Here is a 21,624-nt window from a genome sequence, read left to right as displayed (position 1 = left end):
TTTAAACGACAATTGAGTTTTTAATTTACACTTTCTTTCTCTATTTAATTGCTAATGTCCTATTGGTTGTCTCGCTTAAGGTCACTTTCGCTTTCCCTTGCGGACAAGAAGAAGTATACCGTGTTTACAAGTTTTCGTCAAGAGTTTTTTTGTTTTTTTCATTGGATTTTTTCAAAGGGAGTGAAGAAATTTCAATAACGCATTCTCTAGCTTTTTAATTTATTGAGCTACAGCTGACAAAACATATGTGTTATCACACTAAAAAAAACATGAAAAATTCAATAATACTTTACAATAATTAGTATCTTTTCACTTCTAATTAAAAAAAATTATTTATTTCTTATTTTTTATCTTTATCTATTCTTACTTAAAATCCACAATAATTTCAATATAAACTCAGCAATAATAAAAATTCATAACTATCCTAATAAAAAAGGTCCTAAGATTTTTACTCTTAGAACCTTTTTATTAGTTTTATAGAAAACCTTTATACTCTTTCATTACTAAATGAGCATTGATTTGCTGTATAGTGTCTATTGCGACTCCTACAACGATTATTATACCTGTCCCACCAAAGAATACAGGTAATCCTGCTGCTGTGAATATAAAAGCAGGTAAGACTGCTATAGCTGCTAAGAACACAGCCCCACCCCAAGTAATTCTAGTTATTACTTTTTCTAAATAGTCTACAGTTTCATTTCCAGGTCTAATTCCAGGAATTGTTCCTCCACCTTGCTTTAAGTTATCAGCAATTTTTTCTGGATCAAACATCATAGCTGTGTAGAAAAATGAGAAAAACATTACTAAAATCGCATATAAAATTAAATATATAGGATGATTTCTTCCTAACATTCTATTGATTAAAGCATAGTATGGCATAGTTGACGGCAATGAGCTCACTAGTAACGATGGAATCATCATTATTACAGATGCAAAGATTACGGGCATTACTCCTGCTGAATTTAATTTTACAGGCAAGAAACTACTATTTGCAGCATTTCCTTTCCCTTGAAATCCCCTTCCAACATAGTGGATAGGAATTTGTCTCTGTGCCAATTGGAATACTACTATTCCTCCTACAGTTAATAACGCAGAGGCTCCTACAGCTATTAAAACAGGTATTAAAAATTTATTTCCTTGCATTGTTTGTATTGTTTGAATAACTCCAGAAGGCATTCTAGCAATTACATTTAAGAAGATAATAAGTGAAATACCATTACCTACCCCTTTAATTGAAATTTGCTCTCCTACCCACATAAGGAATACAGTACCAGCAGTTACTGTAATTACAGTTGTCATAACAAACATAAATCCAGGTGTCATAACAAGTCCCATAGATTGTAACCACATAGTTACACCAAAAGCTTGTATAAAACCGATTACTATTGTTAAATATCTTGTCCATTGAGTCATCTTACTTCTTCCAGATTCCCCTTCTTTTTGGATTTCATCTAATTTCGGTATAATAACTGCTAATAAACTCATTACAATCGAAGCATTGATGTATGGCATTACTCCTAGTGCAAAAATAGATACCCTTTGGAAAGCTCCTCCTGAAAACATGTTTATAAACCCTAAAACACTGTTATTGTTTACCATAGAAGCTAATCTTTCTAGGTCTACCCCTGGAACAGGAATCAATGTTCCTATCCTAGCTACTAAAAACATCAATAATGTATAAATTATTCTTTTTTTAAGTTCAGGCGTATTCATTACAGCCTCGAGCTTGGCATTAAATTGATCATATAACGACATCTGTCCACCCCTTGTTGCACAATATAATTGTGTGTAGTATATATATTTCCCTGAAAATACGGATACTATAAGTATAGCACATTTTTTTTCTTTTTAATATCTTCTATGTCATCTTATTTCATTAATTTATAATATTACAAAAGGTCTGCAAAATTGCAGACCTCTTATTTAAAATAATTTAGCTTAGTCAGCTACGTTAGTTGCTTTCTTTGCTTGCTTATCTCTATTTCCAGCTACATCTTTAAAAGTCTTAACAACGTGAACTGTAACAGTTCCACCATTAGCTTCTACAGCTGCTAAAGCTGATGCAGATACTTTATTAACAATAACTGATACGTTTTTGTCTAAAGTTCCGCTTCCTAATAACTTGATTCCAGATTTAACATTCTTGATAACTCCAGCTTCAACTAACATGATAGGAGAAACTTCAGTTCCTGCCTCAAATAAGTTTAAGATGTCTAAATCAATAATTGCGAAATCTTTCTTGAATCTAAAGTTTGAGAATCCTCTCTTAGGAATTCTTCTGATTAAAGGCATTTGTCCACCTTCGAATCCAGCTCTTAAGCTTGATCCAGAACCAGATCTTGATTTTTGTCCATTATGTCCTTTTCCAGATGTTTTACCAGTACCAGAAGACATTCCTCTTCCGACTCTTTTTCTATCTTTTCTAGGAACTGAAGGCGTTAATTCATTTAATTTCATTATTTTACCTCCTCAACGTTAAGCATATATCCAATTTGGTGTAATTTACCTTTGATATCTGCTGTATCGTTGTGTTCTACTACATCATCTATTTTTTTTAAACCTAAAGATTGTAATGTAGCAATATGTCTTGGTTTTCTTCCAATTGGACTCTTAACAAGTCTAACTAATAATTTTGCCATGTCTTTGCTACCTCCTTAGTTTAATATTTCCTTAACTTCTTTACCTCTTAATTTTGCAACTGATTCAGCTGATCTAAGAGTTTTTAAACCTTCGATAGTAGCTCTTGCAACGTTTATCTTGTTCTTAGATCCTCTGATCTTCGTTAAGATATCTGTTATTCCAACTAATTCTAAGATTTCTCTTGCTGATGATCCAGCAATTACTCCAGTACCTTCAGATGCGGGCTTCATCCACACCTTAGTACTTAAGAACACACCATCTTGTTGATGAGGTATAGTTGTTCCTCTTAAAGAAACAGTTACCATGTTCTTTTTAGCAGTAGCTATAGCTTTTTTGATAGCGTCAGGAACACCATTGGCTTTTCCTAATCCTAAACCTACTCTACCTTTTTCATCACCTATTGCAGCTAAAACTGAGAAAGATATTGATCTTCCACCTTTTGTAGTTTTAGAAACTCTAGAGATTTTTAATATTTTTTCTTTAAATTCTTTTTCTTCTCTTTTAAACTTAGACAAAATATATCCTCCTCTCTACTAGAATTTTAATCCAGCTTCTCTAGCAGCATCAGCTAACGCAGCAACTCTACCAGTGTATACATAACCACTTCTATCGAATACTACAGTTTCTAATCCTTTTGCTACAGCTAGCTCAGCAATTTTCTTACCTACTAACTTTGCCGCCTCTATGTTTCCACCGTGCTTAACTTCAGCTTTTACATCGTTAGATATAGTTGAAGTTGCAACTAATGTTACACCATTTACATCGTCAATTAATTGAGCGAATATGTTATTGTTTGATCTAAAAACATTTAATCTTGGTCTTTCAACAGTACCAGAGATCTTGTTTCTAATAGACAATTGTTTTCTTCTTCTTAAAGCTTTTCTATTAACTTTTTTAAACAACTGCTTACCTCCTTATTAGTTAAGGTAAATTACGCTTTCTTACCTTCTTTTCTTCTTACAACTTCATCCGAGTACTTAACTCCTTTTCCTTTATAAGGTTCAGGTTTTCTGTTTGCTCTGATTTCTGCTGCTACTTGTCCAACTACTTCCTTTGATATTCCATCAATATGAATTGTAGTATTACCTTTTTCAACTGTAAATTGAATTCCGTCAACTTCAGAAATTAACACTGGATGAGAGAAACCTAAAGCGATTTCTAATCCTTTCCCAGCAGCTTTGGCTCTATATCCAACACCTACTAAGTTTAATGTTTTTCTGAATCCTTCTGTTACACCAACAAACATGTTGTTGATGTTAGCTGTTGCAGTTCCGTGCATAGCTCTTTCAGTAGGAGTGTCTCCGTCTCTTGTTACAGTTAATTCATTATTTTCAATTTTAACAGTTAATCCGTTAAAGATTTCTCTAGTTAAAGTTCCTTTAGGTCCTTTTACAGTTACTACATTTTCATTGATAGTAACCTCTACGCCTGCAGGGATAACTAGGGCTTTATTACCGATTCTTGACATTTAAAATGCACCTCCTAGTTATTTCTTACCAAACGTAACATAGTACTTCGCCACCAATATTAGTCTTTCTAGCAATTCTGTCAGTTACAAGTCCGTTAGACGTTGAAACTACAGCAATTCCTAATCCAGATAATACTCTTGGCATATCGTCAGCAGAAGAATAAACTCTTCTTCCTGGCTTAGATATTCTCTTGATTCCTTTAATTACTTTTTCTTTTCCTACATACTTTAAATATACTCTGATGTTTTTCTTGTTTCCATCAGTGATTACTTTATAGTTAGAGATATACCCTTCTTCTTTTAATACAGCAGCTAAAGCTACCTTCATTTTTGAATGTGGAATATCTACTTTGTCGTGCATTACTGAGTTAGCATTTCTAACTCTTGTTAACATATCTGCGATTGGATCAGTTAAAAACATATCTACAAATCCTCCTTCCTAGTTTCTTATATGATGTTACGATCTAATGGATATTACTACCAAGATGATTTAGTTACACCTGGTATTAATCCTGCTCCAGCTAATTGTCTAAACTTAATTCTAGAGATTCCAAATTCTCTCATATATCCTCTAGGTCTTCCGTCTATTTGACATCTATTTCTTTTTCTTACTGGAGAGGCATTCTTAGGAAGCTTGTTTAATTCATCAACAGCTTCTACGTCTCCAGCTTGTATTCTAGCTTTTAAGTCTGCTCTTTTTGCAGCAAATTTATCAACTAGTTTAGCTCTTTTAACGTCTCTTGCGATCATAGACTTTTTAGCCATGTGCTCGTCCTCCTCCTACTACTTTTTAAAAGGCATACCAAATGCTTTTAGTAATGCTCTTCCTTGCTCATCAGTTTGTGCTGATGAAACTATTGATATTGACATTCCGAATAATTTATCTACTTTATCGAATTCGATTTCAGGGAATACTAATTGATCTCTCATTCCAAGAGAATAGTTTCCTCTACCATCAAATGCTTTTGCAGAAACTCCATCGAAGTCTCTTACTCTTGGTAAGATTACAGTTACTAATCTATCCATAAAATCGTACATAGCTTCTCCTCTAAGAGTTACTTTTGTTCCGATTGCTTGACCTTCTCTTAATTTGAATCCAGCTTCTGACATCTTAGCTGTAATTACAACTGGTTTTTGACCAGATATAATTGCTAAGTCTGCTGCTGCTGCATCCATTAATTTAGAGTTTTGAGTCGCTTCTCCAACACCCATGTTTAAAACAATTTTGTTTAATCTTGGACATTCCATTATATTTGTTAATCCTAACTCTTTCATAAGAGCAGGAGTCATTTCATTTGTATATCTTGTATGACATCTAGAAACATATTTAGCCACTAGTTACCCTCCTTTACTTATAAAGTTTCTCCAGAAACTTTAGAGTATCTTACTTTCTTACCATCTACTACCTTAGATCCAATTCTAGTTGGCTTTCCAGTTTTAGCATCAAAGATCATTACCTTTGAAGAAAAAATTGGTGCTTCCATAGTTACAACTCCACCTTGTGGATTTGTTTGGCTAGGTTTTAAATGCTTAGTAACAACATTGATTCCTTCAACTAAAACTTTACCTTTTTTAGTAAATACTTTAGTGATTTTTCCAGTTTTACCTTTATCTGACCCAGAGATTACCATTACTGTATCTCCAGTTCTAACGTGCATTTTTGTAGGCACGAATTTGATTTTAGGTTTAGCCATGATTTAAGCCTCCTTCCTTATAATACTTCAGGAGCTAAAGAAACTATTCTCATAAAGTCTTTTGCTCTTAATTCTCTAGCAACAGGTCCAAAAATTCTTGTTCCTCTTGGCTCTTTTTTGTCGTTGATTACAACTGCTGCGTTGTCATCAAATTTGATATATGATCCGTCTTGTCTTCTTATTTCCTTTTTAGTTCTAACTACTACAGCTTTGATTACGTCTCCCTTTTTAACGTTTCCGCCAGGATTCGCTTCTTTAACTGAAGCTACAACTATATCACCGATAGTTCCGAATCTTCTTACAGATCCACCTAAAACTCTGATTACCATTATTTTCTTAGCACCCGAGTTATCAGCAACATTAAGGACAGTTTGTTGTTGTACCATGTTGTACCCTCCTCTCAATCTCTAATTAATTAAGATTATTTAGCTTTTGCTATTACTTCAACTAATCTCCATCTCTTATCTTTAGATAATGGCTTAGTTTCCATGATTCTTACTTTGTCGCCAGTTTTAGCAATATTGTTTTCGTCATGAGCCTTAAATTTGTTAGTTCTTTTCATTCTTTTTTTATATAAAGAGTGTAATTTCGTAGTTTCTTCCATAACAACGATAGTTTTATCCATCTTGTCCGAAACAACGATTCCTTCTCTAACTTTTCTTTCGTTTCTCAAGAACCCTACCTCCTCGTTGTACAATGAGTTACTTAACTTTATTAAGCTGTTCTCTCATTTAAAATAGTTTTGATTCTAGCGATGTTTCTTCTAACTTCTCTTATCTTAGCAGTGTTCGCTAATTGACCTAATGAAAGTTGAAACTTTAAGTTAAATAATTCTTCTTTTAATTCTTTTGCTTTTACTACTAATTCCTCAGTAGCAATTCCTCTGATTTCTTTAGCTTCCATTATTTCTCACCACCATCTTTTTTTACAATTTTACAAGCGATAGGTAATTTCATTGTAGCTTTTCTTAAAGCTGCTAATGCAAGCTCTTCAGGTATTCCAGAAACCTCAAATAAGATTCTTCCTGGTTTTACTACTGCAACGTAACCTTCTACGTTACCTTTACCTTTACCCATTCTAACTCCAGCAGGTCTTGCTGTGATAGGCTTGTCAGGGAATATTCTAATGAATACCATTCCTTCTCTTTTGAAAGTTCTGTTTATTGCTACTCTACAAGATTCAATTTGTCTATTCGTAATCCATTTAGGCTCAAGGGCTTGTAATCCCCAATCTCCGAATGCTACAGTATTTCCTCTTGAAGCAGATCCTTTCATTCTTCCTCTGAAACTTTTTCTATGTTTTGTTCTTTTAGGCATTAACATAATTACTTAACCCCTCCTTCCTTTTTAGTTGGAAGCACTTCACCATTAAAAATCCATACTTTGATTCCTAAAGCACCATATGTAGTTCTAGCAGTTGCTGTTGCGTAATCGATGTCAGCTCTTAAAGTATGTAAAGGTACCTTTCCTGCTACATTCCACTCTGCTCTAGCGATTTCTGCTCCATTAAGTCTTCCTGAAATCATAACTTTGATTCCTTTTGCTCCAGCTTTTTCAGCTCTCATGATAGCTTGGTTCATTGCTCTTTTATAAGCAACCCTCTTCTCAATTGAAGTTGCGATTCCCTCTGCTACTAAAGTTGCATCTTTGTTGAAGTTTCTAACTTCTTGCACTTTAATGATAACTTTTTTACCAGTCATCTTAACTAATTTTGTCTTTAACGATTCAATTTCAGAACCTTTTCTTCCAATTACAATTCCAGCTTTAGCTGTGAATATTAAAACTACAACCTGTGAAGGTGAAGTTCTTTCTATTTTAACTTTAGAAATTCCTGCATGGTAGTAAGCTTTCTTTACGAAAGATCTGATTTCCATATCTTCGTGTAAGTAATTTGCGTACTCTTTTTTTCCAGCATACCAAGCTGATTCCCAAGTTCTTGTAATTCCAAGTCTTAGTCCTCTAGGATCTACTTTTTGTCCCACAGTCTTACCTCCCTGATTTACTTCTCTGATACTGCTACAACGATGTGTGCTGTAGGTTTTCTGATTATGTCTGCTTTACCCATTGCTCTTGGCTTTATTCTCTTCAATACTGGTCCTTCATTGATCATTATTGTAGAAACAACTAATTTTTCTTCATCCATTTCATGGTTGTTAGTTGCATTAGCGATAGCTGATGATAAAGTTTTCTTTATTATTACTGCTGATTTCTTGTTTGCAAACTCAAGGATATCTAACGCTTCTAAAGCTGATTTTCCTCTTATTAAGTCTGCTACTAATCTTGCTTTTCTTGGAGATAATCTCACATATCTAGTTATTGCTCTAGCTTCCACTAGTATAACCTCCCTTATCATATCCTAATTGATACATTATTTTTTCTTTTTCTTTTTATCTACACCATGACCGTAATAAGTTCTAGTAGGTGAAAATTCTCCTAACTTATGCCCAACCATATACTCAGTTACGTGAACAGGTACATGCTTTTTACCGTTATAGACTCCAAATGTTAATCCAATGAAGTTAGGAAATATAGTTGATCTTCTTGACCAAGTTTTGATTACCGCTTTCATGTTATCCGCTGCAACTGCTGCTTCAACTTTCTTCATTAAGTGATGATCACAAAAAGGTCCTTTTTTTAATGATCTTGCCATTAGTCAGTGCCTCCTCTCAAATTACTTTTTCTTCTTTCTTCTTACGATGAACTTATCAGATGCTTTATTTGTTCTAGTTTTCTTACCTAAAGTTGGTTTACCCCAAGGAGTAACAGGAGATTTTCTACCGATAGGTGATCTACCTTCTCCTCCACCATGTGGATGATCACAAGGATTCATTGCTGATCCTCTTGTATGTGGTCTTCTTCCCATGTTTCTGTTTCTACCTGCTTTACCGATTGACACTAATTGATGTTCAGCGTTTCCGATCTCACCAATAGTTGCCATACATTCTTTATGAATTAATCTTAATTCTCCAGAAGGTAATTCGATATGACAGTAAGTTCCTTCTTTAGCAACTAGTCTAGCTGAAGTCCCTGCAGATCTTACTAATTGTCCACCTTTAGCAATTTGTAATTCAACGTTATGGATTTGCGTTCCTACTGGCATATCCTTTAACTTAAGTGCGTTTCCTGGCTTGATTTCTGCAGTAGCTCCTGCCATTACAACGTCTCCAGCTACTAATCCTTTAGGAGCTAAGATATATCTCTTTTCTCCATCTACATAATGTAATAAAGCGATGTTTGCCGTTCTGTTTGGATCATATTGAATAGATGCTACCTTTGCAGGTATGTCTAATTTATTTCTTTTGAAATCAATTATTCTATACATTCTCTTATGACCTTTTTGTCTGTTTCTACCTGTTCTGTGACCATAGTTATCTCTACCGTACGCTGAGTTTAAAGGTACAGTCAAAGATTTTTCAGGTCTAACATTTTTATCTAATTCTTCACTAACTAGGTAAGACATATGTCTCGTACCGTTAGTCATAGCTTTCATCTTTCTGATTGCCATTTCTATTAACCTCCATTGACCTATAAATATCTTATATTTTTAAAATTTTGTTCAATTAAACTGTTTCGAAGTAAGTAATTGCATTTCCTGCAGCTAATGTTACAACAGCTTTTTTCTTAGCTTGAGTCATGTACAATTTTTGTCCATGTCTAGCTGAAACTGATTTGATGTTAGATGTAGCTACATCTGTTACCTTTACATTAAAGATAGTTTCGATAGCTTTTCTTATTTCAATTTTGTTAGCCTTCTTATTTACTTCAAAAGTGAATTTATTGAATTCTCTTCTTAAAATTTCAGATTTTTCAGTGATGATAGGCTTTTTGATGATATCGTAAGCAGTCATTATCCTAGCACCTCCTCAAGTGTTGTTAAAGCATCCTTAGTAATGATTACTTGGTTTTGCTTTAATAACCAGTATACACCTAATTCATTTGGTTGTAATACAACTGCATTTTCTAGGTTTCTAGCTGATAAATATAAGTTGAAGTCTTCTTTGTTTGCTAAATCATTTACTACGAATAATTGCTTATTAGTAGCTTTTAAAGCAGTTGTTAACGCTACGATTGCTTTTGTCTTAGGTGCATCGAATGTTGCATCTAATACTAAGATATCCCCGTTAGCTACTTTAGCTGATAATGCTGATTTTAAAGCTAAGCTTCTTACTTTCTTATTTACTTTCTTTTCAAATGATCTTGGTGACGGACCGAATGTAACTCCTCCACCTACCATATGAGGGGCTCTGATAGTACCTTGTCTAGCTCTACCTGTTCCCTTTTGTCTGAAAGGCTTTCTTCCTCCACCTCTCACCATTCCTCTTGTCTTAGTTGATGCAGTCCCTTGTCTTGCAGCAGCTAATTCAGCAGTTAACACTTCGTGTAAAACTGTCTTATTAGGCTCAATAGCGAATACTGTATCTTTAACTTCTACAGTACCAGTTTGAGCACCTGTAACATCATATATATTTAAAACTGACATTGTCGTCCTCCTCTCTTATTCCTTCTAAATTATTTTTTGATAGCTGGCTTAATTACGATGTATCCGTTCTTTGGTCCTGGAACCGCACCTTTTACTAATAATAAGTTGTTTTCAACATCAACTTTTACTAATTCTAAGTTTTGAACAGTTACTTGTGCATTACCATATCTTCCCATCATTTTCATACCTTTGAATACTTTAGAAGGGTTTGAAGATTGTCCAATTGATCCTCCAAGTCTATGATTTCTTGAAACACCATGAGTCGCTCTGTTTCCGCTGAAGTTATGTCTCTTCATTACACCAGCAGTACCTTTACCTTTCGAAGTACCAGTGATGTCTACGAAGTTAGTTCCTTCTAAAACGTCTACTTTTAACTCTTGTCCTAATTCATAACCTTCTACCGAGTCTACTTTAAGCTCTTTAACAAATCTTTGAGATTTAACTCCAGCTTTGTTGAAGATTCCCATAAGTGGCTTAGTAGTGTTCTTCTCTTTCTTTTCCCCGAAACCTAATTGAATAGCTGAGTACCCTTCTTTTTCTACAGTTTTCTTTTGTAAAATGTAGTTAGGACCTGCTTCGATTACTGTTACTGGAATAGCTTTTCCATTTTCGAAAATTTGAGTCATTCCGATTTTTTTACCTAAAATTCCTGACATATTGTGTCTACCTCCATCAAATAATATATTGGTTAGCAACTTTGCCTCGTGGTTCCCACATTTTCTTTTTACAGAAAACAGCTTATTACTGCCAACTTGTATTATTCTGTAAAGCAATCTAAAATGTGATTTTTAAATTACCTAACAAAACGAAACCATTAGTAATTAAACTTGTTTGATTTCAATACCTACACCAGCTGGTAAGTTAACTGCAGTTAAAGATGAAATAGTCTTTTGAGTAGCGTCTTTAATCTCAACCATTCTTCTGTGAACTCTCATTTCGAATTGTTCTCTAGAAGATTTGTTAACGTGAACTGATCTTAATACAGTGTGCTTCTTTATCTTTGTTGGTAAAGGCATAGGTCCTGCGATTTCCGCTCCAGATTTTTTAGCAACGTCTGCGATTTTTGCTGCTGATTGATCTAATAATTTATGATCATAAGCATTTAAATAGATTCTTAACTTTGATGCCATTTGTATATTGCACCTCCCGTCTTGTAATGTTTTATAGTTTTAAGGTCAACTATCTTTCACAACCCAAATATTATATCACACTTTCTAAAAAATGCAAAATGTTTTTTGTGTTATAAACTGTTTTTGTGACTATGGGGATTTCCGATTTTTTTCGGCTATCCACTTCTTAAATACTTAGTTAGTTTATCAAAAACAACGAGAAAAATACAGGACAAAAGTCCGATTTTAAAATTTTAGTTTTTAGGAAATTTATTTCAATGATATTAAACTTCAAGAAACTACACTTAACACTTCCTCGCTTATTATACTTCCATATATATAGTATGTTTTTGTAGCAACTTTTTATATTTATATTTTCTCGTTTTATAAATACAAAAATCGATTATAGATAAAACAAATTTTGAATGTGACAAAAGGGAACTAAAGTGAGAAAATCAACTAAAAAAAAAGGATTAAACTCTTTAGTCTAATCCTTTCAATACATCCAGTATATCCCCTAATTTAAAACCTCTCCTCATAAAGTAGGCAACCTGTTTTTCTTTTTCCTTATTTTTCACTTTATAAAGTAAATCTGAGATCATTTTTTTCTCATCCTGTTTTACCTCACCATAGACAATATCTATAATTGATGAATCTATTCCTTTTAAATGAAGTTCGTATTCTATTCTCTTTCTACCTAAGTTTTTTTTCGAATTTATATAAGATTCAGCATAACTATAATCATCTAAATACCCTAACTCAGATAATTTAGAGATCACTTTTTGCAGTTGGCTTTCAACTACTGAATTTCTCTTATATTTCATTCTGAACTTTTGTAGAAGCTCTCTCACTGTATAATCACGTTTAGATAACAAAAAATAAGATTTTGAAAGAGCCGAATCATAGATAATATCACGGTATTCCTCTGGACTGATCTCACCATCAGTTTTTATCCTATATTTAGCTTTTATATCTCTATTTATGTCTATCACTTCATCATTTTCAAGGTATACCTTATTTTTCTGAAACTTCAGTATCTTCATTTACAACCTTTTCCTCTATTACTGGATATAAAACTAAGTTCACTTCTTTTTCTATCTGACCTAAAAGCTCCTTATCTTCCTCTAGTCTAGCTTTTACATTTTCTCTACCTTGACCTAATCTAATATCACCATAACTAAACCAAGCTCCTGATTTTGCCACTATATCATTCTCAATACCTAAATCCAATATTTCCCCTACTCTAGAAATTCCTTTTCCATACATTATCTGAAATGCTGCTTCTTTAAATGGAGGAGCTATCTTATTTTTAGTTACCTTTACTTTAGTTTCATTCCCTAAAATATCATCACCTTGTTTAACCGACCCCACTCTTTTTATCTCAAGTCTTACAGATGAATAGAATTTAAGTGCTCTACCACCTGTTGTTGTTGTTTGTGGTCCAAATCCAAACCCACCTATTTTTTCTCTAATTTGATTTATAAAAATCATAGTAGTTTTTGATTTATTTAAATTACCAGTTAGTTTCCTCAAAGCTTTTGACATTAATCTAGCTTGTAACCCCATCTGTTGATCACTCATCTCTCCATCTATCTCTACTTTTGGTACCAGTGCAGCTACCGAGTCAATTACTATTATGTCTACTGCTCCTGATCTCACTAACATATCTGCAATTTCCAATGCTTGTTCCCCATAATCTGGCTGTGATATCAATAATTCATCTACGTCTACTCCTAAAGCCTTTGCATATTTAGGATCCAATGCATGTTCTGCATCTATAAATGCGGCTATTCCACCTATCTTCTGTGCTTCTGCTATAGCATGAAGGGCTACAGTTGTCTTCCCTGAACTTTCAGCTCCATAGACCTCAATAACTCTACCTCTAGGATATCCTCCTAGTCCCAATGCTATATCCAAATTTATACTTCCAGTAGGGATTACTTCTACTTTCATATGGGCATTTTCTCCCATTTTCATTATAGATCCATCACCGTACTCTTTCTTTATCTGCTTCATTGCAAGTTCTAATGCTTTATTTTTATCTACTACTACTTCTTTTTTCTTAGTCATTTTTTCTTTAGCCATCTTTTCACCTCATTAAAAAATCTTTTCTTTCTAAGAATAGTTTACTATATTATTCCCTTCTTTACAATTAAAGTTGTACCAATATATATCACCACTTAATACAGGTAATTCCTTCTACAACTAATAAATTAACTGAAAAATTTAAATATTCCACAAAACAAAAGAAAGTAACCTCAGTAAAATTTCTACCAATGAGTCACCTTCTTTATATGAAATATGTTCTTTTATTATCCTAAGTTTTAAATATTTTTATAAATAACTGAACTTTCGTGATTGTTCATGTATAAAAACTTACTTTATTTTAGTCATCTAATTATTTTGTAACTTCTTTATAATTTTCTTTAGTTATCATAAAAGCATCCACTGCTGTTTTCATGGGAATTTCTTCCCCATTTTTTATATTTTTAATTAATAATCTAGCTGACTCTCCACCAATTTCATCTGCTGAAAAATATGGTGCCACTTTCATAGCCGAATATTCTTTTTCAAATTCACCAATAGCTAAATATCCACCCATTCCTATTACAACTGATTCTTTGTCTTTTCCACTTTGTTCTAACGCTCTTACAGCACCGATTGTTCCTTCTTCATTCCCACCCATTACAATCCATTTTTCAATATTAGGATTCGCTGTGATTATTGCTGCTGCTGCATTATAACCTTTATCTGTTTCACCATTATAGTCCGATTTAAAAATTCTATCCTTTGAAAAATCAGGCAACACTTCTAAAATAGATTCAAGCTCTCCATCTGTTCTAGGCACAACACTTGATACCGTATCCATAGTTAATATTAATACACCGACACTTTCATCATTTTCTAATTTATTTTCTTTTATATAGTTAGCACCCCATTTCCCTACAGATAATCCAATTTTTTTAGAACTTATTCCTACCCACGGAGCTATTAATTCACCTTGTTGATCAACTAGTGCATCATCTACTGCTATCACTGGAATTCCTGCTTCTTTTAATTTTGATACAGTTATTTGACTCAAATTTTGATCTGGAACACATATAAGAACACCGTCAACTTTTTGAATTATTATATTTTCTAAAGCACTCAAATAAGTATCTGGATTCATTTGTGCATCAATATATATAAATTTTGTTGCACCCATTTCTTTAGCTGCTTTTTCCGCTGCTTTTCCCTCATCAATAAACCAAGTTTGATCTCCAGCTTTATATATTCCTGCAATTACTAACTCATTACTATTTACTTTTTCTTTTTTTCCACCACACGAAACCAAACCAATACTCACTAATACTAAAAACATTAAACTAATTATTTTTTTCATTTTTTCCTCCTTTGTCTTCTAATGTAATCAAAAGCTAAAGCTATTAGCAATAATAATCCTCTAGCAACATATTGCCAAAACGAAGGTACATTCAATATTAGTAGTCCATTATTAAACCCTTGTAAAATAAGCACTCCTAAAAATGTACCAAATATAGTTCCCACTCCTCCTGTAAAAGCTGTTCCTCCTAAAACCGCTGCCGTAATTGCATCAAATTCTAAACCAATATTTGCTGCCGGTTGTCCTGAAGTCAATCTTGAAGTCAATATTATTCCTCCTAGAGCTGAAAGACCTCCCATAATCATGTATAATATTAAAGTCATCTTTTGAGGATTTAGTCCAGCTAAAAATGAAGCTTTCTTGTTCCCTCCAATAACATAAATATTTCTTCCAAAACTTGTCCTTCCTAAAATTATACCAAATATAATAAATACAGCTATCAAGATTAATACCGGTATTGGAATTCCTAAAACTCTAGTTTTCCCAAGTAATATAAAATTTTTATTACTTACAAATATTGGTTTTCCACCACTAAAGATAAATGCTGCCCCTCTTACTATCGTCATACTAGCTAAAGTTGCTATAAATGGTTCTATTTCTAATTTATTAACTATTATTCCATTTATCATCCCTATAAAAATTCCTATGATAATAGAAATAATAATTGCTAATCCCATATTCAAGCCACTTCTCAATAAAATTGCTACAATTACACTAGATAGAGCCGCAGTAGAACCTGGAGATAAATCAACTAGCCCTCCAATTAATAAATAAGTTTCACCTATCGCAACTAGTCCCATTAAAGATGCCGCAACTAAAATATTTATTGAATTTTGAGTTGTAAAAAAATACGGTGATAACATCGAAAAAATCACCCACATCACTACTAAGGCAACAAATAAACTTAATTTTCCTCCTGATACATACTTTTTTATTCTTTCCATTTAAAAAACCACCTCCTTTTTTTATTCTGTACCCATAGCCAGCTTTAGTAACTTTTCTTCTGTAGCTTCCAAACTTTCTGCTTCTCCAACTATTTTTCCATTTCTCATAACAATTATCCTATCAGATACTCCTATAACTTCAGGCAACTCCGACGAAATCACTATTATTCCCATATTATGTTTCGCACATTCAAATATCAAATTATAAAATTCTGACTTCGCTCCTACATCGATTCCCTTTGTAGGTTCATCTAAAATTAAAATTTTAGGTTTTGAAGCTAACCATCTTGCTAATATTACTTTTTGTTGATTCCCTCCACTAAGATCTATAATTTTTTTATCTTTAGAAGACGTTTTAATACTTAAAGCCTCTATATTTTCTTTTGAAAAATCTTTTTCTTTATTTTTGTCTATAAACCCAAATTTATTTATCAACTCCTTTAAAATAATTATAGACATATTTTGCTCTACACTCAAAACAGGAAAAATTCCATCATGTTTTCTATCTTCTGGGCAAAGACCAATACCTTCTTGAATAGCTTTTGTTGGAGAATTTATTTCAACTTCCTTTCCTTCTATCAAAATTTTTCCCGATACTTTTTTATCTACTCCAAAAATAGCATTCATTACTTCTGTTCTTCCAGAACCTACTAGACCAGAAAATCCTAAAATTTCTCCTTTTCTTAGTTTGAAAGAAATATTTTTAACCTTATCTGTGTTCACATCTTTTAATTCCAAGACAATATCTTCAGTTCTATTTCCTTTTTTTGATGTTTGAAAAACGTCTCCTAAATCTCTCCCAACCATTTTTTTAATCAATTCTTTCTCGGTTGCTTCCCCTTTTTCAAAAACCCCTGTTACTTCACCATCTTTAAAAACAACAATTTTATCTGCTAATAATTTTATTTCATCCATTCTATGAGTTACGTAGATGACAATTTTATTTTGTGCTTTTAACTTCCTAACTACATCAAATAAAACATCAGTTTCTGCATTAGATAAACTTGCCGTAGGCTCATCAAATGCAATTATTTCAGAATTTTTATAATAAGCTTTTATAATTTCAATCATTTGTTGATGAGCTACATTTAATTTCTTCACTAATTCCTTAGGACTAATGTCTAATTCAAACTCTTTAAGTAAAGCCTCTGTATCTTTATATAATTTTTCATAATCAACAAAACCAAATCTATTTTTAGGTAAATTCCCTACAAAAATATTTTCAGCTATACTTAACTCTAATAATATTTGTCTTTCTTGATATATTACTGCAACTCCATTTTTTATTGCTTCATTAGGATTTTTAAAAAAAATTTCATTTCCATTAATTAAATATTTTCCAGCTGTTTGATAGTAGTCACCATTTAAAATTTTTAATAAAGTCGATTTTCCAGCTCCATTTTCTCCTAAAAAAGCTACTATTTCTCCACCCTTTAAATTAAAAGAAACTGAATTTAACGCCCTTACACCTGGAAAATCCTTTGTAATTTCTCTAAACTCTAATGTGTTTTTCATTCCGCATCACCAAATTCAAGTAGCAATTCTTTATTTAAAGCAATAGCTTCAAAATTATTTACGTCTAACTCTAATGATCTTTTTAAATTTTCTTTTGATTTTTTTAAATTTCCTAAACCTAAATAACCTAAACTCATCAAATAATAGCATAAAGTTTTATTAACTATATTAAGATCCTGATCAAAAACAAGCAATTCTGGAACTGATATTGCAAAGTAATGAACCTTAGCTTCAGTTTGGCTTTTAGTTTTTGCAATTTCTACTAAATTTGAAAATATTCCCTTTGCTTTTTCAAAGTCTCCCAATTCTTCAAAAGCTTTCCCTTGGTAGTAATTCATTTGAAGTTTTTCTGGTTTATAACTTAAATCACTACTAGAAATAACACTTTCATTTGCACATTTTAATAAATATTTTCGAGATTTTTCTACATCAATTTTTTTATATGCAATTCCTAAATAATAATTAACATCTGCTTCCGGTGTCCCATGTATTTTCCCTTCCCCAAAATTTTGAGGGTATTCTAAAGAATTCTTAAAATATTTTATAGCTTTTTCATATTCATTATTCCTCAAAGATTCTTTACCTAATTCAATATTAGCAAATCTATATTGCTCTATAACTTTACCTTCTCCACCTTCAAATGGATGGAACATTCTTTTTAATAACAAACTCAATACTTTTTCATATTTTCCAATTTCATTGTATAATCTCACATACTCAACATAGAGGTCATCTCTTTCAAGTGCAAATAAATTTTTCTCTATAAATTTAATTCTTTCCTCTTGAGAAATATTCATCAACTTTTTTAAAGAATCAAGTTCAAATATCACTTTCTTATCTTTATCATTAGATCTATGAGCCTTTTCATAATATTCTAAAGATTTTTTTGGATTGTTTTCTATATTATTATATGCTATCCCTAAATTTCTATTCAATATTGAATTGTCAGAATTATATTGATATGCTTTTTCAAAACTTTTTAAAGCTAAATCATATTCTTTTTTATCATATAATAAATTTCCTAATAAATAATTTTTTTCAAAAGAATCTTCTACTTTCTCTAGAATATATCTCTCAAATACTCTATGTGGAAATACATAGTCTAAATTATTTTCATATTCTAATTTTTCACCAATTATTATTCCTATCATTTTCAGTAAAGGATGCTTTAGTCCTTTACTTATTTTCAACATTTTCTTTATACTTTCTATCTCTCCAATTTCATAATTAAATGTTACCAATTCAATTATTGTTTTATACTTAACTCCAATCCTATTAAAAGTAAATTCCATTCCTTTTTCTTTTATCGATGAAAGATAATGGAGAGGATTTAATTTTAACACTTTAGAAAAATCACTTGTTTTACATATTTTTTCTAAGCAAAGTTCTTTTAAATAAAGTGCATCATAATTCAAAGCATTATATTTTAAACTTTCCTCCAAGTGTTCCAATGCTTTTTTATAGTTTTTATCTTTCATGTCTAATTTTGATAATTCAAAATATCCATTAGATTTATATTTGTAATCCCATATTGCTTTATAAAATGCTTTATATGCCTGTTTAGGATTATTTAACATCTTATTACATAAGCCTATTCCATAAAAACTTTGACAATCAATGGGATTTGGATTGTATTTAGTTGCTCGCTCATTTGCTTTTTCAAAATAAATCAAAGCACCATTAAAATCACCCTTTTTATAACTAAGCATTCCCATAGCATTATTACAACGCATATCATTTGTGTCTCGTCCTAAACATTCTAAATAATAATCTTCTGGATTATAAGTTGCATGTCTATATTGCTCTAAATGAATTCCAACTTGATACAGCTCATCATTTGTTAATATCTCTTTTGGTAAAAGTGCTTCTTCATAAGGCTTAAATTCTTTTTTCTCTATTTCTTCAAATTCAAACCCTAATAGAATTTTTCCTTTTTCTATAACTTCAATTTTTAAAGTTTCATAATTTTTATTTAAAATGCTATCATCAAAATTTTCTCCAATTCCTAAATTAATATCTTTAGAGTAAATTTCTATTCCTTCATTACTTACTCTTAATATCCCTTGAATTTTTCTAACAGAAAAAATGCCAAATTCAATTTTCTCATTTATTTCTATTTTTAGAGCACAGTCTTCTGATGCATTTTTAACTTTCCCTAAATCTTTAAATGGATACCAAATTTGTTTGAATTCCTTTGTTTCGTTAGGCGCAATCCAAGTGAAATCTGGTTGATTATCTGTAAATACTCCAGCCATTAATTCAATATAAGGTCCATTTTCATCTGTCAATTGTCTATCCCATGCATACCCAAAGTCACCATTTCCCCAAGTCCATTGTTTCTTTCCAGGAGCAGTATTTGTATCGGAAATATGAAGTGTTCCCATATTTTTTTTGAAATCATATCCACCAAAAAAATTATATTTTGAACCTAAAGCCATATAAGACATTGGAACAGGTATATTTTTATAATTTGTAATGTTTCTATCTTTTTCTTCCATATTCTTATAGTCGATATTATAATAAATCGAATCAGCATAAGGATATGCCGTTATGTCTCTCTTCCCATGATCTGACACATAAGTAACATCTACAGGAAAAAAAGATTCATATTCATCATGAACGTGAACAGCTATATTAGCCCACCATAAAAAATTTTGTGGAACCTCTGTAGAATTAGTTGATTTTCCTAAAACCTCGACTAACGCTTTATCTTTATAAAGCTTAACGCCAACCCTTCCAGTCATTTGACTCATTTGTTCAATTTCTCCCATCCAAACAATTATAAAGTCCTCATTCTCTTCTATCTCATATTCTACAGAATTAAAAGTAGAAGGTCTATGATGTTGAGGCCAATTAAATTCTACACCTCCAGATATCCATGGACCACATAAACCAACAAGAGCAGGTTTTATAACTTCATTGTTGTAGAAAAAGTAATAATCATTTATTTTATCATATCCATATTGGATTCTTCCACCTAATTCTGGCATAACCATAAGCTCTATATAGTCGTTTTCTAAATAAATAACATTGTACTCTTTATCAATCTTTTCGTCACTAATCTTTTCGATAATTGGATATGGATATATATTCCCTTTCGAAGCTTGGTATACTCTTTTTTCTAAAAACATTGGATTCTTATCAGGTTCACCCACTTCGTATGTAGGTATTTTCTTTCTTTTTTCATACACTTTCAACATAAATAACACCTCCTATTATTTATATGATATACCTTTTTATAATAAATTAAAATACTTTTTCTTCCTTATATATATACTTTTTAACTTTATTTTTAAAAAAATATAACTTATATTACACGCTATAAACTTAAATTATTCCAAAAGTAATTTGATATTGCTCTTTCAAGTTATGCTATTATTGATACTACCTTAAAAAAATTCGTAAGAACTATACATTATAAAATGAATTGTCCCACTAAGTAAAAAAACTCATAATAAAATCTATATTAAGTTAAATCCTACTAAAACTTATATATGAAGATTATCATGAGCAAAGAATAAAACGGTTTTAAAGTAAGCAGGTAATGATAAAAAAGGTACATTTATTGAATAAATGAAACCAACAGTGCTATTAAGAGATGAATATGAACATTAGGAGACTGATCGTTTGGTTGGAAGAAAGAAATGATGGTGGTAGTTTTTTAACTTTGATTAAACATTAAACTAAAAAAACCTCTAATATAAATATTAGACATTCATCTTTTTGTTTGATATTATTAATATAAATCACGATAGAAATAGTACATATATTTATACCAGGAGGTAAGATGGAATTTAAAAAAAACATCTATAAAAATAATCTAATTCTATATACTATTACAACATCTAAACTTAAAGTGAAATTAACAAATTATGGTGCTAGCATCAACAATATCTATCTAAAAAACATTGATAATATATTTGAATCTATTACTATTTCTTATGAAAATATGCAAGATTATTTATTAAAATCACCTCTGTACAGAGGTGCAACAATTGGAAGGACTTCAGGAAGAATTAAAAATGGTCAATTTTCAATAAATAATAAGATGTACCAATTAGATAAAAATGATAATAAAACCCATAATCTTCATGGTGGTAAAAATGGGTTTTCATTTAAATTATGGGACTCTAAAAAAATAATTAAAGAAAATTCTATTCAAATTATATTTTCAACTTTTATAAAATATATGGAAGACGGCTTTCCAGGAGACCTATATGTAAAAGTAGTTTATACTATAAAGAATGATAGTATTACTATTAAATATTTTGGAGAAAGTCAAAAAGATACTTTGCTTAATATGACTAATCATACCTATTTCAACTTATCTGGAAATTCTGAAATAATTTCTACCCACCAATTAAAAGTGAATGCATATAAATATTTTGAATTA

General features: G+C 31.5%; 28 protein-coding genes and 1 pseudogene. 1 reads left to right on the top strand and 28 read right to left on the bottom strand.

Annotated features, from left to right (window positions below; all coding sequences use genetic code 11):
* Nucleotides 1–474 precede the first annotated feature (474 nt).
* The 28 genes from secY to WBG30_RS13925 all read right to left on the bottom strand — a co-directional run bounded on the left by secY (nt 475) and on the right by WBG30_RS13925 (nt 20,431).
* Nucleotides 475–1,755 carry a preprotein translocase subunit SecY gene (gene secY, locus WBG30_RS14060; RefSeq protein WP_424505279.1) on the bottom strand — a complete coding sequence of 427 codons (1,281 nt, stop codon included), beginning with the start codon at nt 1,753–1,755 and terminating at the stop codon, nt 475–477.
* A 183-nt stretch (nt 1,756–1,938) separates the two neighbouring features.
* On the bottom strand, nt 1,939–2,457 hold the full coding sequence (gene rplO, locus WBG30_RS14055; protein WP_424505278.1) for a 50S ribosomal protein L15: 519 nt from the start codon (nt 2,455–2,457) through the stop codon (nt 1,939–1,941).
* Nucleotides 2,457–2,639 (bottom strand): 50S ribosomal protein L30, encoded by a 183-nt coding sequence (rpmD, locus tag WBG30_RS14050; RefSeq protein ID WP_028854854.1) that lies wholly within the window; start codon nt 2,637–2,639, stop codon nt 2,457–2,459. Before rpmD ends, rplO begins: the two co-directional genes overlap by 1 nt.
* Nucleotides 2,640–2,654: 15 nt before the next feature.
* On the bottom strand, nt 2,655–3,155 hold the full coding sequence (rpsE, locus tag WBG30_RS14045) for a 30S ribosomal protein S5 (RefSeq protein ID WP_424505277.1): 501 nt from the start codon (nt 3,153–3,155) through the stop codon (nt 2,655–2,657).
* Between the two features lie 18 nt (nt 3,156–3,173).
* A complete protein-coding gene (gene rplR, locus WBG30_RS14040; RefSeq protein WP_424505276.1) occupies nt 3,174–3,542 on the bottom strand; it encodes a 50S ribosomal protein L18 in 369 nt (122 codons plus the stop codon).
* 29 nt (nt 3,543–3,571) lie between these two features.
* Complete coding sequence (gene rplF, locus WBG30_RS14035; protein ID WP_424505275.1) at nt 3,572–4,108, bottom strand: 50S ribosomal protein L6; 537 nt, start codon at nt 4,106–4,108, stop codon at nt 3,572–3,574.
* Nucleotides 4,109–4,133: 25 nt separating this feature from the next.
* Nucleotides 4,134–4,529, bottom strand: coding sequence for a 30S ribosomal protein S8 (rpsH, locus tag WBG30_RS14030; protein ID WP_424505274.1), 396 nt, complete (start codon nt 4,527–4,529; stop codon nt 4,134–4,136).
* A gap of 56 nt (nt 4,530–4,585) precedes the next feature.
* Nucleotides 4,586–4,873: a 30S ribosomal protein S14 gene (gene rpsN / locus WBG30_RS14025; RefSeq protein ID WP_424505273.1), complete on the bottom strand. Its 288-nt coding sequence runs from the start codon at nt 4,871–4,873 to the stop codon at nt 4,586–4,588.
* A gap of 18 nt (nt 4,874–4,891) precedes the next feature.
* Nucleotides 4,892–5,443, bottom strand: a complete 552-nt coding sequence (gene rplE, locus WBG30_RS14020) for a 50S ribosomal protein L5 (protein ID WP_424505272.1) — start codon at nt 5,441–5,443, stop codon at nt 4,892–4,894.
* A 17-nt stretch (nt 5,444–5,460) separates the two neighbouring features.
* A complete protein-coding gene (gene rplX, locus WBG30_RS14015) occupies nt 5,461–5,802 on the bottom strand; it encodes a 50S ribosomal protein L24 (RefSeq protein ID WP_424505271.1) in 342 nt (113 codons plus the stop codon).
* A gap of 17 nt (nt 5,803–5,819) precedes the next feature.
* On the bottom strand, nt 5,820–6,188 hold the full coding sequence (rplN, locus tag WBG30_RS14010; RefSeq protein WP_114642233.1) for a 50S ribosomal protein L14: 369 nt from the start codon (nt 6,186–6,188) through the stop codon (nt 5,820–5,822).
* A 35-nt stretch (nt 6,189–6,223) separates the two neighbouring features.
* Complete coding sequence (rpsQ, locus tag WBG30_RS14005) at nt 6,224–6,475, bottom strand: 30S ribosomal protein S17 (RefSeq protein WP_028854863.1); 252 nt, start codon at nt 6,473–6,475, stop codon at nt 6,224–6,226.
* Nucleotides 6,476–6,516: 41 nt separating this feature from the next.
* Entirely contained in the window at nt 6,517–6,705 is a 189-nt protein-coding gene (gene rpmC, locus WBG30_RS14000; RefSeq protein ID WP_028854864.1) for a 50S ribosomal protein L29, read from the bottom strand.
* Nucleotides 6,705–7,124, bottom strand: coding sequence for a 50S ribosomal protein L16 (gene rplP, locus WBG30_RS13995; RefSeq protein ID WP_424505270.1), 420 nt, complete (start codon nt 7,122–7,124; stop codon nt 6,705–6,707). Before rplP ends, rpmC begins: the two co-directional genes overlap by 1 nt.
* Nucleotides 7,125–7,126: 2 nt before the next feature.
* Complete coding sequence (rpsC, locus tag WBG30_RS13990) at nt 7,127–7,783, bottom strand: 30S ribosomal protein S3 (RefSeq protein WP_028854866.1); 657 nt, start codon at nt 7,781–7,783, stop codon at nt 7,127–7,129.
* Between the two features lie 17 nt (nt 7,784–7,800).
* A complete protein-coding gene (gene rplV / locus WBG30_RS13985; RefSeq protein ID WP_424505269.1) occupies nt 7,801–8,133 on the bottom strand; it encodes a 50S ribosomal protein L22 in 333 nt (110 codons plus the stop codon).
* 36 nt (nt 8,134–8,169) lie between these two features.
* Nucleotides 8,170–8,451, bottom strand: a complete 282-nt coding sequence (gene rpsS, locus WBG30_RS13980; protein WP_028854868.1) for a 30S ribosomal protein S19 — start codon at nt 8,449–8,451, stop codon at nt 8,170–8,172.
* Between the two features lie 21 nt (nt 8,452–8,472).
* Nucleotides 8,473–9,306, bottom strand: a complete 834-nt coding sequence (gene rplB, locus WBG30_RS13975) for a 50S ribosomal protein L2 (protein ID WP_424505268.1) — start codon at nt 9,304–9,306, stop codon at nt 8,473–8,475.
* 55 nt (nt 9,307–9,361) lie between these two features.
* Nucleotides 9,362–9,649, bottom strand: a complete 288-nt coding sequence (gene rplW / locus WBG30_RS13970; protein WP_424505267.1) for a 50S ribosomal protein L23 — start codon at nt 9,647–9,649, stop codon at nt 9,362–9,364.
* A complete protein-coding gene (gene rplD / locus WBG30_RS13965) occupies nt 9,649–10,281 on the bottom strand; it encodes a 50S ribosomal protein L4 (protein WP_424505266.1) in 633 nt (210 codons plus the stop codon). The genes rplW and rplD overlap by 1 nt, the downstream gene beginning before the upstream one ends.
* A gap of 29 nt (nt 10,282–10,310) precedes the next feature.
* Nucleotides 10,311–10,937, bottom strand: a complete 627-nt coding sequence (gene rplC / locus WBG30_RS13960) for a 50S ribosomal protein L3 (protein ID WP_424505265.1) — start codon at nt 10,935–10,937, stop codon at nt 10,311–10,313.
* A gap of 165 nt (nt 10,938–11,102) precedes the next feature.
* Complete coding sequence (gene rpsJ / locus WBG30_RS13955) at nt 11,103–11,411, bottom strand: 30S ribosomal protein S10 (protein WP_424505264.1); 309 nt, start codon at nt 11,409–11,411, stop codon at nt 11,103–11,105.
* Between the two features lie 461 nt (nt 11,412–11,872).
* A complete protein-coding gene (locus tag WBG30_RS13950; protein ID WP_424505263.1) occupies nt 11,873–12,433 on the bottom strand; it encodes a regulatory protein RecX in 561 nt (186 codons plus the stop codon).
* Nucleotides 12,405–13,475, bottom strand: a complete 1,071-nt coding sequence (recA, locus tag WBG30_RS13945; protein WP_424505262.1) for a recombinase RecA — start codon at nt 13,473–13,475, stop codon at nt 12,405–12,407. Before recA ends, WBG30_RS13950 begins: the two co-directional genes overlap by 29 nt.
* Before the next feature lie 313 nt (nt 13,476–13,788).
* Nucleotides 13,789–14,772, bottom strand: coding sequence for an arabinose ABC transporter substrate-binding protein (locus WBG30_RS13940; RefSeq protein WP_424505261.1), 984 nt, complete (start codon nt 14,770–14,772; stop codon nt 13,789–13,791).
* Nucleotides 14,769–15,716, bottom strand: a complete 948-nt coding sequence (locus WBG30_RS13935; RefSeq protein WP_424505260.1) for an ABC transporter permease — start codon at nt 15,714–15,716, stop codon at nt 14,769–14,771. Before WBG30_RS13935 ends, WBG30_RS13940 begins: the two co-directional genes overlap by 4 nt.
* A 21-nt stretch (nt 15,717–15,737) precedes the next feature.
* Complete coding sequence (locus tag WBG30_RS13930) at nt 15,738–17,231, bottom strand: sugar ABC transporter ATP-binding protein (RefSeq protein WP_424505259.1); 1,494 nt, start codon at nt 17,229–17,231, stop codon at nt 15,738–15,740.
* Entirely contained in the window at nt 17,228–20,431 is a 3,204-nt protein-coding gene (locus WBG30_RS13925) for a DUF5107 domain-containing protein (RefSeq protein ID WP_424505258.1), read from the bottom strand. The genes WBG30_RS13930 and WBG30_RS13925 overlap by 4 nt, the downstream gene beginning before the upstream one ends.
* 587 nt (nt 20,432–21,018) lie before the next feature.
* Between WBG30_RS13925 and WBG30_RS13920 the strand changes: the two are divergent.
* A pseudogene (locus tag WBG30_RS13920) lies at nt 21,019–21,624 on the top strand (hypothetical protein); the annotation flags it as partial.

It is taken from the genome of Psychrilyobacter sp. (assembly GCF_049671765.1).
Lineage (GTDB): Bacteria > Fusobacteriota > Fusobacteriia > Fusobacteriales > Fusobacteriaceae > Psychrilyobacter.
Note: the sequence above shows the minus strand (reverse complement) of the source record. Positions and strands in the feature narration are given on the sequence as shown.